Source organism: Nitrosospira sp. CT (assembly GCF_059489795.1).
On sequence record NZ_JCAHZJ010000031.1, the window covers coordinates 21060 to 34262 of the forward strand.

At 53.2% G+C, this 13203-nt stretch carries 10 protein-coding genes; 6 read left to right on the forward strand and 4 right to left on the reverse strand.

Going from position 1 to position 13203, the window contains the following annotated elements; genetic code table 11:
- Window positions 1–441 precede the first annotated feature (441 nt).
- From AC52W5_RS05145 to AC52W5_RS05165, 5 genes are all read left to right on the forward strand, one after another.
- Window positions 442–2397 carry a PAS domain-containing sensor histidine kinase gene (locus tag AC52W5_RS05145; RefSeq protein ID WP_495670221.1) on the forward strand — a complete coding sequence of 652 codons (1956 nt, stop codon included), beginning with the start codon at window positions 442–444 and terminating at the stop codon, window positions 2395–2397.
- 10 nt (window positions 2398–2407) lie between these two features.
- Complete coding sequence (locus AC52W5_RS05150; RefSeq protein ID WP_107761610.1) at window positions 2408–2848, forward strand: response regulator; 441 nt, start codon at window positions 2408–2410, stop codon at window positions 2846–2848.
- 131 nt (window positions 2849–2979) lie between these two features.
- Complete coding sequence (locus tag AC52W5_RS05155) at window positions 2980–6066, forward strand: EAL domain-containing protein (protein ID WP_495670222.1); 3087 nt, start codon at window positions 2980–2982, stop codon at window positions 6064–6066.
- Window positions 6067–6236: 170 nt separating this feature from the next.
- The gene (gene pbpG, locus AC52W5_RS05160; protein WP_495670223.1) at window positions 6237–7073 is read left to right on the forward strand and encodes a D-alanyl-D-alanine endopeptidase; all 837 of its coding nucleotides are present in this window, start codon (window positions 6237–6239) and stop codon (window positions 7071–7073) included.
- 248 nt (window positions 7074–7321) lie between these two features.
- Window positions 7322–7615 (forward strand): LapA family protein, encoded by a 294-nt coding sequence (locus AC52W5_RS05165; RefSeq protein WP_495670224.1) that lies wholly within the window; start codon window positions 7322–7324, stop codon window positions 7613–7615.
- Window positions 7616–7704: 89 nt separating this feature from the next.
- Here AC52W5_RS05165 and AC52W5_RS05170 read toward each other — a convergent pair whose 3' ends face one another.
- From AC52W5_RS05170 to glnA, 3 genes are all read right to left on the reverse strand, one after another.
- Window positions 7705–8967: a putative Na+/H+ antiporter gene (locus tag AC52W5_RS05170; RefSeq protein WP_495670225.1), complete on the reverse strand. Its 1263-nt coding sequence runs from the start codon at window positions 8965–8967 to the stop codon at window positions 7705–7707.
- Between the two features lie 230 nt (window positions 8968–9197).
- On the reverse strand, window positions 9198–9863 hold the full coding sequence (locus tag AC52W5_RS05175; protein WP_074975602.1) for a tetratricopeptide repeat protein: 666 nt from the start codon (window positions 9861–9863) through the stop codon (window positions 9198–9200).
- 59 nt (window positions 9864–9922) lie between these two features.
- On the reverse strand, window positions 9923–11332 hold the full coding sequence (gene glnA, locus AC52W5_RS05180) for a type I glutamate--ammonia ligase (protein ID WP_495670226.1): 1410 nt from the start codon (window positions 11330–11332) through the stop codon (window positions 9923–9925).
- A gap of 262 nt (window positions 11333–11594) precedes the next feature.
- On the opposite strand from glnA, the gene AC52W5_RS05185 reads away from it, so the two are divergent.
- Window positions 11595–12053, forward strand: coding sequence for a rhodanese-like domain-containing protein (locus tag AC52W5_RS05185; protein ID WP_074745099.1), 459 nt, complete (start codon window positions 11595–11597; stop codon window positions 12051–12053).
- A gap of 149 nt (window positions 12054–12202) precedes the next feature.
- Here AC52W5_RS05185 and AC52W5_RS05190 read toward each other — a convergent pair whose 3' ends face one another.
- Window positions 12203–13024 (reverse strand): undecaprenyl-diphosphate phosphatase, encoded by an 822-nt coding sequence (locus tag AC52W5_RS05190; RefSeq protein WP_074975605.1) that lies wholly within the window; start codon window positions 13022–13024, stop codon window positions 12203–12205.
- Between the last annotated feature and the right edge of the window lie 179 nt (window positions 13025–13203).

Consider the following 13203-nt stretch of genomic DNA (forward strand, 5'->3'; position numbering starts at 1 on the left):
AAGTCCCATGTTGATTAAATTGTCGACAACTGTTTCTTCAGCCCTTGCAATTTCCTGCAGCTGGAAAGAATGCTTTCCATCCGCCAGGCGCAAGTTTATGACGCGGTGAGACAGGGGTGGTAGGGCTTTAAGAGACGCGCTTCCCCTCCCCCAAGAATAGGGGAAATTTACAGATCAGGCTGTTTTCGTTCTGTCCCTTTCGGTCTGCGGGAAGGTTTCGGTCAAACACTCAAAAACACTCAAGCCTAATTTTCATCCTGCCAACCTGTAAAATCTTACAGCTATTCATCCAGCCCGTTTTAGGGTTTCATAGCTCTGTTTTTTCCGAGTTTTTCCGAGTCGAATCGTTCTTGCAAAAGAGCATCAGGTTTTTCCGTAATGATATCCCTAAACCAAAACTACACAGGGAGTGTTGCGTGCGCTTCTGAGAACGCTCGCGATATGACCCGTCCTGCCACTGTGGAGAATGTCCGTACCCCGATTGCAGAAATTCTCGAGCAGAGTCTGAACGAAATTTATCTGCTGAATGCTCAGACGCTGCATTTCGAGTATGCCAGCCGGGGAGCCCGGCGCAATCTTGGCTACAGCATGGATTCACTGCAAAAAATGACGCTGCTGGAAGTCGAACGGGAGTTTGACGAGGCATCGTTCCGCGCTCTGATTGATCCACTCGTGAAGGGTGAGAAAGAAATCCTGGTTTTCGAGGCCACACATCTGCGTGCGGATGGTACGCATTACCCGGTCGAGGTTCACCTGGAGTTGTCCCCGCGGCCTGAGCAAGTGCAATTTCTTGCGATGGCGTTCGATCTCGGCGCCCGCCGCCGCGCCGAGGCCAAATTGCGTGCAAATGAGGCGGGATTCCGGACAATGATCAATACCCTCCCACAGCTTGCATGGATAGCGGAGGCGGATGGATTCAGGTCCTGGTACAACCAGCGCTGGTATGACTATACCGGAACTACTCCCGAAGAGATGATGGGCTGGGGCTGGCAAAAGGTCCATGATCCCGAGCTGCTGCCGGAGGTAACAAAACGTTGGAATGAGGCTACTGCTGCCGAGCAGCCGCTCGATATGGAAATTCCACTGCGCGGCGCGGACGGGAAGCTCCGGGTATTTCTGACCCGCGCCGAGCCGTTAAGAAACGAGGAAGGTCAGGTTGTGCAGTGGTTCGGGACCAATACCGATGTCCATGATCAGAGACTCTGGGAAGAGGCGCAGCGTGAGACAGAAAAGCGGCTTCAGGTGGTGATGGAGCATATGACCGAGGGGCTTGTCATCTCCGATTTCAATCGTAATCTCCTCCACTGGAACCCCGCCGCTTTGCGAATGCATGAGGTCGACGGTGCGGAAGAGGTCTTGGGCAATCTTCATAGTTTTGCCCGGATCTATGAGCTGTCGACCACCGAGGGCAACGTCATGCCTATAGATCAATGGCCTTTGCCACGCATTCTCCGGGGCGAGCACCTGCATGATCTGGAATTGCGCATCAGACGTCTGGATAAAGAGTGGTTGAGAATCTTCAGTTATTCCGGAACGGTTTTGCACTACGAGAACAGTAAAGGACTGGCGTTTCTTACCATCAAGGATATCACCGAGCGCAAACAGGCTGAAGAAGCTCTGCGTGATGCGAAGGTTAATCTTGAATACAAGGTGAATGAGCGTACCGCCCAGCTTCTTGCCAAGAGCAAGGAACTGGAAAATTTCTGTTATTCGGTATCCCATGATCTGAGAGCGCCCCTGCGCGGCATAGCCGGGTACAGCAGACTGCTGCTGGAAAACTACTACGAACGCTTCGACGAGGAAGGCCGCAGTTTTCTGACAAATGTCCGTTCAGCCACCACGCATATGACGGATTTAATCGAAGATCTGCTCTCCTACTCAAAACTCGAGCGTAGAAAACTGTCTTCGACCGTCATCAGGCTTCCCGCCTTCGTATCAAAGGTGTTGGCCCAGTTCGAGGATAGTCTGCAAAACGTGCGCCTCATGGTCAGTGTGGATGATTTCCACGTTCGCGCTGATCCCGATGGTCTTGCAATCGCTCTACGTAACCTGGTCGATAACGCCCTCAAGTTCTCCATACACGCTCCGGAGCCTGTCATCGAAATCCGCGCCTGGACTTCGGATAGCAATTGCATTCTTTGCGTGCGCGACAATGGCATCGGATTCGATATGCGTTTTTACGACAAAATTTTTGAGATATTCCAGCGCTTGCAACGGGCCGAGGAATATCCCGGGACAGGCATCGGGCTTGCAATGGTGCAAAAAGCAATGGAGCGTATGGGAGGACGGGTGTGGGCGGAAAGCCAGGTAGGTGCCGGTGCTGTCTTTTACCTGCAACTGCCACTGTCTGGCCCTGCGCCAGGGCTATTCGAGCAGTTGCAAGAACAGGACTTATAGGTGTGTTTTCATGAACACTGCGTTGCCGATTCTGCTTATTGAAGACAATCCGATGGATGTCGATCTCACCCGGCGTGCTTTTGTACGGCACAACCTGACCAATCCACTCGAAGTGCTGCGGGATGGGCAGGAAGCGCTTGATTTTTTTTCGAGCTGGAGAACGAGTGATCTCCCGCCTTCGGTTGTACTGCTAGACCTCAAACTGCCCAAAGTAAGCGGACTGGAAGTCCTGCGAACCATACGGGAGCATTCCATGCTTGGAACTGTTCCGGTCGTAGTGCTTACGTCTTCCTCCGAAGATGTCGACGTTCATGAGGCCTATCTGCTCGGCGCGAACTCCTACATCGTAAAGCCGGTGGATTTCGAGAAATTCATCGACGTGGCCCGCCAGATTGAGCTCTACTGGACTGTTCTCAATACCCATTGTCTTGCAAGGATTAGAGGTTTCTGAATGAGTTTCATGCAGGATGCGAGGTCGCGCAGGACTCGGGCAATACCCCGGAGGGTGCGAGGATACGATAGGGGACCGAAGTCTGCACGGGCTTTTTCCGACCCTCGGGGAGATTATTCAAAGGCTTTCCGATGAGAGTTCTCTACCTTGAGGATAATGCGCTGGATGCCGATCTGGTGCGATTGGAACTGAAAAAGCGCGCGCCCGACATCCAGCTCGATATCGTCAGCTCACTGGCAGAAGCTTTGCACCGCGTGGAAAGATTCCACGATCTCTATGGAACCAGCCTCGGAATCCCGGCGCTCACCAGGCCGGGGCCGAATGCTCCTGCCCGCTATGATATTGTCCTGACGGACCTCAACCTTCCGGATGGGAGTGGTGAAACGTTGCTGGCTCAGATTCGCAGACGACATCTACCGCTTCCAGTCGTGGTTCTTACGGGTTCCAGCAGGGAAGAAGCCATCCTCTCATTACTTCGGGCCGGGGCCGACGATTACGTCATAAAGCATGGGCGCTTTCTCGAAACTCTTGGGCTTGTGCTTCGTGCGACGCTCGACAAGTTCCAGACAGAAACTTACCGCCGCGCTACAGTACTCCAGGTTTTATACGTTGAGCCCAATCCGCATGATGCCGAAACGACGAAACAGGCACTGGCTTCCACTGCACCGCACCTTCGAATCGAGTCTGTTCAGTCAGCTGAGGAGGTTTTTTCCTATCTTGCTGGACAGAATAGAGAAACCGACGTTGATGTGTTGCTGCTCGATTATCGCTTGCCCGGGGCCTCCGCGACGGACGTTCTAAAGGAGCTTTGCCAGGTACGGGGACTTGATCTGCCCATCATTCTCTTTATCGGAAGCGAGGACGAGGAGATCGCCAGGCAGTCACTGAAACTGGGTGCTGCCGATTACGTTGTGAAGACCGCAGGCTACCTCCAGCGGTTGCCGACTGTCATAGAAAATGTCTGGCTGCGGGCAGAGTCGAACAGAAGGGAGCGGGTTTTGCTGGAAGAGAGGACACGACTTGCTCTTGCCACGGAAGCAGCCGCCATCGGTATCTGGGAGTGGAACACTGCGACCAATGAAATGATCTGGAATGACCGGATGTACGAGATCTACGGGATTACTTCCGGGAGCGGCGTCACGTATGACATATGGAAATCCTATACCCATCCGGACGATCTGCCCCAGCAGGAGGCGCATCTGGAACGAGTCAGCGCCGAGGACGGACGCGTTCAACTCGATTTCCGGATTCTGCGCGAACACAAGACAGTGCGCCATCTGCATATTGCGAAGGCATTGAAATGGAGTACCAATCCGGATGAACTGAGAATAGTGGGCACTGCCATCGACATTACCAAACGCAAGCAAACTGCCTTTGCAATCCAGGAGCATGCCATGCAGCAGGGGCTCATTGCCGCGTTCGGGCAACAGGCGCTCGCCAGCGGAAATCTTGCCCTGTTGTGGGGCCAGGCAGCGGTGATCGCTTCTCAAGGTCTCAATGTCGAGTTCTGCAAGGCGCTCCAGCTTGCACCGGATTTCCGTTCTTTTGTTCTTAAATCCGGGATTGGCTGGCAGAAAGACTGGATTGGAAGGCAGATATCATTTACATACGAGAACAGCCAAAATCGCTTTGTACTCGCGAGCCATCAATCCGTCATTGTGGAGGACTTCCAGACAGAAACCCGCTTCAAGCCTTCCAGTATCCTGAAGAGCCATAATATACGCAGTTGTGCAGATGTGCTTATATCGGGGGCGGGGGGACCTTACGGGATCCTTGGAGCCTATTCGCGCGATCCGCAGCGCTTCACGTCCAGCAGTATCAATTTTCTGCAGAGTCTCGCGAATATTCTCGCAACCGCAATCGATCGCAAGACAGCGGAGGAGCGCCTCACCTATTTGGCCCAGTTTGATCCTCTGACGGAACTGCCTAATCGAAATCTTTTTCTTGATCGTCTCCGGCAGGCGATGGAATATGCCCATCGCAACCGTCGCCGGGTCGGCGTGGTATTTGCGGATCTGGACCGGTTCAAGATCGTCAACGACACAATGGGCCATTCTACCGGTGACGAACTGCTGATCCATGTCGCAAAAAGACTGCAGCGGTGTGTGCGTTCATGCGACACGGTTGCCCGTCTTGGAGGAGATGAATTTGCTTTCATTCTGTCCGATCTCGTACAGGCTGAAGATGCAACCTTAATTGCAGAGAAGGTTATTTCGGCGCTCCAGGTACCCTTCGAGCTGAAAACACAGGAGATCTACGTCTCTGCAAGCCTTGGGATCAGCATCTATCCCGGCGATGGTACCGACGCAGACAGCCTGCTCAGAAATGCGGACACAGCGATGTTCCAGGCAAAGGAGCAGGGACCCGCGATTTATCAGTTTTACCTTCCGCAGATGAATGAGCGCGCGGTGGCTCGCCTGAAAATCGAGACGCAACTTCGCGGCGCTCTGGCAAGGCACGAGTTCGTGCTTCACTATCAACCCAAAGCAAGCCTGATCAACGGAGAGATTACCGGTTTTGAGGCGCTGCTGCGCTGGCAGCATCCCGCGCATGGACTAGTGCCTCCACTGCAGTTCATTTCCGTTCTCGAGGATACGGGGTTGATCGTATCGGTAGGCGAGTGGGTGGTGAAAACGGTTTGTGAGCAGATCAGGGAATGGCAGGGCCAGGGGCTGGTGCTGCATCCCATCTCGATCAATCTGTCAGCGCGGCAGTTTCAGCAACAGGATCTGGATAGCATTATCGGGGAAACGTTGAAGGCTACGAACATCGATCCGCGTCTGCTGGAATTCGAACTTACGGAGTCGGTATTGATGAAGGAGGCCGAGATGGCCGCCAACGCCTTGCAGAATCTGAAAGCCTTCGGTGTCCAGATATCAATGGACGATTTTGGTACCGGCTATTCCAGTCTTGCCTATCTCAAGCGCTTCCCTCTGGATGTACTCAAGATCGACCGCGCCTTCATCCGTGATGTCACGACGGATCCCGACGACGCAACCATTACCGTAGCCATGATCAAGCTCGCGCACAGCCTCGGGCTGAAAGTAGTGGCTGAGGGCGTTGAAACAAGGGCGCAACTGGATTTTCTGATAAGACACGGATGCGACGAAATGCAGGGCTACTATTTTTCCCGGCCTTTGCCGCTCGAGGGCGCATCCAAGGTGCTCATGGATGGCTACCGCCTGTCAATGAGCGATAGCGTTTGCGCCGGGCAGTAAGTCCCATTTACTCACCGATCTCCATTTCCACTTGCTTCGCTGTTCCAGAAAAACCCTTGACGTGCGCGTGCCTCTGAACATAGCTCTTTCCCTAGCTCGTGATATTTGGTACTTTATCGACCGTAGTCCCAGTCCGCGGGGAGGGCGGACAACTCCATTGGATAATGATAATGAAGAACGCCATATTGGTGGTTTGCGCCACGTTTGCGTTTATGGGAGGCGCTTTTGCAAAACCGGCCGACCTGTCTCTCCGGTCCAACGCAGCGCTGATTCTGGATCCACAGCGGGGACAGGTTCTTTTCCACAAGAACGCAGACAGCGTCATGCCGATTGCTTCGATTACCAAACTCATGACCGCAATGGTTGTGCTCGATGCAAAACTGCCGTTGAACCAGGAAATAGTCATCGACTCGGCTGATGTTGATGTCATCAAGTATACCCGTTCCCGCCTGCGGGTAGGAACAAAGTTCACCCGCGGAGAATTGTTGCGACTGGCCTTGATGTCTTCGGAGAATCGCGCTGCTGCGGCCCTGGGACGTACGTATCCCGGCGGCCTGAATGCGTTTGTTACGGCCATGAACCGCAAGGCATTCCAGTTAGGAATGGGCAGTACCTATTTCGTTGACTCGACCGGCTTGAACAGCGGAAATGTCTCCACTGCGCGCGATCTCGCAAAAATGGTCAAGGCGGCACACAAGTACAGTCTCATCCGCGTATTTTCCACGACTGCTGCGCACGAGGTGGTATCCGTGGGGAAGGTACGCAGCCGCAACTTGAATTTCGTCAACTCCAACAGGTTGGTGAGGAGCAGCAGGTGGGATATCGGCATATCCAAAACAGGATTTCTCAGCGAGGCCGGGCGCTGTCTGGTGATGCACGCAAATATCACAGGCAAGCCGACCATAATCGTGCTGCTCGATTCCTGGGGAAAGAATTCCCGGATTGGTGATGCCAATCGTATCAAGAAGTGGATGGAAACCGGCTTGACTCGCAAAGTACGCGGTTAGCGTGCGGGAGGTGGCCTGCTTGCTGCGAGGGTAGTGCCACTTTTGTTCGGTTATCCTTTTGTTGATTCAAGTGCGTGGAATCGCGGCCGGGCCGCCTTCGGACGCTCTCTTTCTATCATTTTTCACAACCGGAACCGGGAGGTATAGCCCGGCAGGTTTTTCACGTTCGTATCTGGCACATCGTGCCTCTTGCTGAGAAGGAAGCCGTTTTCCCCGATTTGGATACGGGTGCCCGGAAAGGAGTTATTGTGCAATTGCAATTGATTGCAGCGCTCGTCATCGTTTTCCTTATTGTCACGTTTGCAGTTCAAAATGCTGTTGAGGTAAGCGTCATATTCCTGCTTTGGCGTGCCGATGCATCGCTTGCCGTTGTGATCGCAGTCTGCTTCGGTCTGGGTGCGCTCATCGGAGCGCTCGTTACACTGCCGACCATGTTGCGCGAACGCATGGCGATAGGACATCTGCATAAGGAGGTCGAAGCGTTGCGCGCCGAGAATGACAGCTTGCGCGCCTTGAAGCAGAACGAAGCATCTGCCCCGTAAGGTTATTGAAGATGCGGACCGAAATGGGCCAGGCTCGATTTTGCTGCAACCCGGATCGGAGCTTTGCGAGGGATTTGTTCAGTGGTTCCCTAGAGCAAGCGGAAAGCCAGGAGAGCCACGATAGTCGGTGGTATTGCCGCTGTCAGCAGACCTAACGGGTGAATGGTCGCATCCTCGAAATCGCCGCGTAGAATAGCGACCCCGGCAGGGTTGGGCGCATTCGCGATGATCGTGAGACCTCCTCCCGTAACGGCTCCTGCAACCAGCGCATATTTGAAAGAATCCGACAACCCCTCTACAAGCGAGCCAAGATAGGTAAGGGCCGCATTATCCGTTATCGCGGTCAGCAGCGTGGCACTAAAAAACACTGCCTCACTGCTCATCCCAAGCAATAGCGGCTGCAACCACCACTGCTGCTGTCCGCCCAGCACTACCAGACCGGCCAGGAAAAATGCCACCAGCAAACCCTCCCGCAGGATAAACCGGTTCTGATGTTTTTGATATGCATGGGCGATGCCAAGAAAGAACAGAAAAAGCCCCATAAAAGCAGCAGGATGATGAGCAAACGTCACTATCCCGATCAGGAAGATGAGGTGCACAGCTACAAGAAGGTCCGGCACTTTCTCTCCACGATCAGACAAATTCTGCCCCGGCCCCGCCTGGGATAATTCGCGGCGAAACAGCAAGGTGGCGCTCCCCGCATTGATGATTACGGCGATAGCTGCTTTCCAGCCGAAAGTGGATATCATGAACCAGATGTCCCATCCCCATTTCTCCGCCACCATAAGCACGGGGGGTGCAGCGAAGGGTGTCAAGGTGCCGCCGATGGATACATTGACGAACAGAACTCCGAGCGTAGTGTACTTAAGCTTGAGCGAAATTCCGCGAGAGAAATAATTATCTCGAAGAATCAGGGCAGCAAGCGTCATGGCTGCCGGTTCGGTGATGAAGGATCCGAGCAGTGGAACGAGGGAAAGCGTCACAAAGTAGAAAACGATCCCCCGCGATAGCGGAATGAGTTGCGCCACGGTGCGTACCGAGAGCATGGCAAGCTGGAGGATCGGCTTTGTTCCAGCAACGACCATGATCGCAAAGACGAACATGGGCTCCGTAAAGTTACGCGAATCCAGGTAATCGATTGCGCTGGCACGGCCTTCCACCGCAAACATGAACAGTATGAGAATCATGGCCCAGAAGCCGAACACGACTTCTACTTCACCCAATAAATGCCATATCCCTGCGTGGGCAGGGCGCGCGTTTGCCAATCGTTCAAAAAATCTGGTGGAAAACGTATGCAGGATTGCAATCGCGAATAGCGCTGCGCTGATTGTCTGAATTGTCGAAGGTGTCACCAACTCCCTTTATGTGGTTAGGATTGGAGGATGGGAGCACGGAATACGATAACCTGCCCTCGGATAGGTATCTCCTTATGTCCTTATGGAGCGAAACTTCGAATGGCTACCGCAGGCTGGGTGAATACGCGCCACCATGACGAACAACATACCTTTGCGATGATACAAGCGTAATGCCGTTCCCTTGCATTACAGAAATGCCCGGGTTCTCGAAACAAACAGCGAAGCTCTTATTTCATTGCATCCAGGTTTGCCTGCGCGTCGGCATTGCCCTCGGCCGCCGCTTTCTTGAACCATTCTTTCGCCTTGGCCTCGTCTCTGGGCACACCTTCACCTGAGTAATACATTACACCTAAGTTATTTTCCGCGTCGACATTGCCCTGTTCGGCCGCTTTTTGAAATAGTCCGAACGCCTTGGCGGAATCTTTAGGAACACCTTCACCGTTGGCATACAGCAACCCCAGGTTGAATTGCGCATCCGCATAGCCCTGCTCAGCGGCGCGATGAAACCAGGCGGCGGCGGTAGCAGGATCGTTACTCAGGATTTTGCCCGAAGCATCCTTGGATATCGCTTCACCCGTATAGTACATAACGCCAAGGCCAGTCTGTGCTTTGGGATCGCCAGCCTCCGCGTCTTTTTTCAACTGCAGGAATCTTTCCTCCGGTGTAGAATCGCTCTCAGACCCGGCCGGCATGATTTCTTTCAATATTGCAGACTTCTCTTCCGGGCTCAGACTTTCTTCCAGCACTGATGGTATTTGCTTTTCAGAAGTGAACTCATCCGGCAGTTCCGTCTGCTGCTCGGCGGGTTTTTCCGCGTCCTTCGCTGTTTTCTGACCACATCCGGCAAGCATGAGCATCGGCAGCGCGAGCAATGTAACAAAAAGAATTTTCATCAGATATTATGTCCTGATCAATGAAACAGCGTTAGCGGTCCGAACGTGAGAAACAGCGCTCACAAGCTGTAGTACATATCGAATTCGACCGGATGCGTCGTCATCCGGAAGCGCGTAACTTCTTCCATCTTGAGCTCGATGTAAGCATCTATCATATCATTCGAAAACACCCCGCCGCGAGTCAGGAAATTGCGGTCCTTATCCAGGCTGTCCAGTGCTTCATCCAGGGAAGCGCAGGGATTCGGAATTCTGGCGGCTTCCTCGGGTGGGAGGTCGTAGAGATTCTTGTCCATCGGGTCGCCCGGATGAATCTTGTTCTGGATTCCATCCAGCCCCGCCATCAGCATGGCAGTAAATGCAAGGTAAGGGTTCGCGGTAGGGTCAGGGAAGCGCACCTCGATCCGTCGGCCTTTGGGGTTATTGGCATAAGGAATGCGCACGGCAGCCGATCGGTTGCTGACGGAATAGGCAAGATTGATGGGTGCTTCAAAGCCCGGAACGAGGCGCTTGTACGAGTTGGTCCCGGGATTGGTGATGGCGTTCAAGGCCTTGGCATGCCTGATGATTCCGCCAATATAGTACATTGCCATTTCCGAGAGTCCGCCATAACCGTTTCCGGAAAACAGGTTTCGTCCGCCTTTCCAGATTGACTGGTGCACGTGCATCCCGGAACCATTGTCACCGACAATGGGTTTGGGCATGAAGGTTGCGGTCTTTCCGTAAGAGTGGGCGATGTTATGCACCACATATTTGAATACCTGAGTCCAGTCAGCACGCTTCACCACGCTGCTGTACTTGGTGCCTATCTCACACTGTCCGGCAGTCGCCGTTTCGTGGTGATGCACTTCAACTTCGATACCCATTTCCTCAAGTGCAAGACACATCGCCGATCGGATGTCATGCAAGGAGTCGATTGGGGGAATGGGGGAATAGCCTCCCTTGATACCAGGACGATGCCCGATGTTGCCACCCTCGTATTTTACTCTCGAACTCCAGGCTGCTTCTTCCGACTCGATTTTTACGGAGCAGCCGGACATGTCCGCGTGCCAGGTGACGGAATCAAAAATGAAGAATTCAGGCTCCGGGCCGAAAAACGCGGTATCCCCGATGCCTGTCGATTTGAGGTAGGCTTCGCCGCGTTTTGCCAGGGAACGGGGATCTCGGTCATAACCCTTGCCATCCGAGGGCTCCACTACGTCACAGGTGATGAACAGTGTAGCCTCGTCCATGAAGGGATCCAGACGGGCAGTGTCGGGATCCGGTATCAGCAGCATGTCCGATGCCTGCACACCCTTCCAGCCGGCGATGGAAGAACCATCGAATGCGTGACCGTCCTCCAGTTTATCAGCATCGACGGCGTGAGCGGGCAGGGTTACATGTTGTTCTTTACCGCGGGTATCGGTAAATCGTAGATCAACGAATCTGATTTCGTTGTCCTGAATCATTTTCAGAACATCGGCTACCGCCATTTCAGTCTCCAAACCATGTCAATATGCATCGTGCGAAAGCGCCTTCCTTTTAAAAAGTGGAGTGTCCTCATATAAAGGGAATTTGCAGAATTAATATTATATATCAGGAGGGGAACGGCCATTCCCTCAGCAATAAAATACCGCAAGTTGGAAGAGGTAGGGTTTGTTGCATCCTGTCCCTCGATTGAAGTTTTCCAGGCATCCAGATGGCTGAAAATCGATTACCATTACATATTATTTCATTCGCGTCATGGTAAACCATATGGAAACCGAAACAATTACTGCAATACTCGAAAGGGCGCATAAGCGTGCCGAGGAAATGGATCTGCCCTATCAAGGGGCGCTGCTGCCGACCGAGGCGCTTACCCTGCTTCAGGAAGCGCCGGAGGCGAAACTGGTGGATGTGCGTTCACGCGCGGAATGGGATTGGGTAGGAAGAATTCCGGGTGCAGTGGAAATCGAATGGCAGTCTTATCCGGGAATGCGTTCCAACCCTGATTTCATCAACTATCTTTCCAGCCAGGTAGATCAGGAATCGTTGGTCATGTTCATCTGTCGTACGGGAGGACGTTCGCATCAGGCCGCAGCTACCGCTTCCGAACTGGGTTATACGAATTGCTACAACGTTCTCGAAGGATTCGAAGGTGAGAAGGACGCAACCGGCCATCGCGGTAAGAAAGGTGGCTGGAAGGCGGCAGGACTACCCTGGGTGCAGAGTTGAGGGTCTTTCGTCTCCATCGCTCTGGGTTAAATTCCCCCTGTTCATCCTGTCTCTCTAGAGAGACTCGGGGCATGTTTATCGCGGCGAACAACAATCTGGAAAATAATGGGCGTCAGTGCATGAGCAAAACATTGCACTATGAATACTTCTTACGCCGACCACTGAACCATCCCGGAGTACGCCGTCAGCAGGACAATAATTCCGAATCCGATGCGATACCAGGCAAAAACGGAGAAATCATGCTGGCTGACAAAACGGATTAAACCCCTCACCGCCAGGAGGGCGCTGATAAAGGACGCCACGAACCCGATCGCGAACACGCTCACATCATCCAGATGAAGGATATCGCGATTCTTGTAAAGATCATAAAAAGTTGCCGCGAACATAACTGGAATCGCGAGGAAAAATGAAAATTCAGTAGCGGCCTTGCGCGACAGGCCGAAGAGGAGGCCGCCAATAATGGTGGCGCCCGAGCGCGAGGTGCCGGGTATGAGCGCCAGACACTGCGCCAATCCCACTTTCAAGGCATGCTTCCAGTCCATGTCTTCGACCCGTTCCACGTCCACTACATGCGACCTGCGCTCGGCCCAAAGAATCAGAAGGCCGCCGATTATGAATGCTAGCGCAACCGGCACCGGATGAAACAGGTATTGCTTGATAGCTTTGATGAACAGCAAACCCAGAATTGCGGCTGGTAGAAACGCGATCAAAAGATTCAACACGAAGCGGTTTGCATCCTGACGGGAGCCGATATCCGTCACTACATGGCGAAGCTTGACGCGATATTCCCAGCAGACCGCCAGAATCGCACCAAGCTGAATGACAATGGTAAATACCTTGCCCTTTTCGTCATTGAAGTTGAGCAGGTCGCTGACCAGAATCAGGTGACCGGTGGATGAAATCGGAAGAAATTCCGTCAGACCTTCGACTATGCCAAGGATGAGCCCCTTGAGGAGAAGAAACCAGTCCATTCCAGATTATTCGGCAGAAACCAGGAGGCCGCGGGTAACCGGGAACGAACGGGAATGAACCATGGTGTTACCAGGGAATACGGGCAATGGATATCCAGTAGAGAAGTAGCGCCGAGAGCGCGACTGTTTGTTTTTCTGATATTATCGCATCAAACCGGCTTCAGGTTTGAGAAAACTTG

Bases quoted from the DNA above. Each gene is read 5' to 3' on its own strand.
- AC52W5_RS05145 (WP_495670221.1), top strand. From the start codon at position 442: ATGACCCGTCCTGCCACTGTGGAGAATGTCCGTACCCCGATTGCAGAA.
- AC52W5_RS05155 (WP_495670222.1), top strand. From the start codon at position 2,980: ATGAGAGTTCTCTACCTTGAGGATAATGCGCTGGATGCCGATCTGGTG.
- pbpG (WP_495670223.1), top strand. From the start codon at position 6,237: ATGAAGAACGCCATATTGGTGGTTTGCGCCACGTTTGCGTTTATGGGA.
- AC52W5_RS05175 (WP_074975602.1), bottom strand. From the start codon at position 9,863: ATGAAAATTCTTTTTGTTACATTGCTCGCGCTGCCGATGCTCATGCTT.
- AC52W5_RS05185 (WP_074745099.1), top strand. From the start codon at position 11,595: ATGGAAACCGAAACAATTACTGCAATACTCGAAAGGGCGCATAAGCGT.
- AC52W5_RS05190 (WP_074975605.1), bottom strand. From the start codon at position 13,024: ATGGACTGGTTTCTTCTCCTCAAGGGGCTCATCCTTGGCATAGTCGAA.
- glnA (WP_495670226.1), bottom strand. From the start codon at position 11,332: ATGGCGGTAGCCGATGTTCTGAAAATGATTCAGGACAACGAAATCAGA.
- AC52W5_RS05150 (WP_107761610.1), top strand. From the start codon at position 2,408: ATGAACACTGCGTTGCCGATTCTGCTTATTGAAGACAATCCGATGGAT.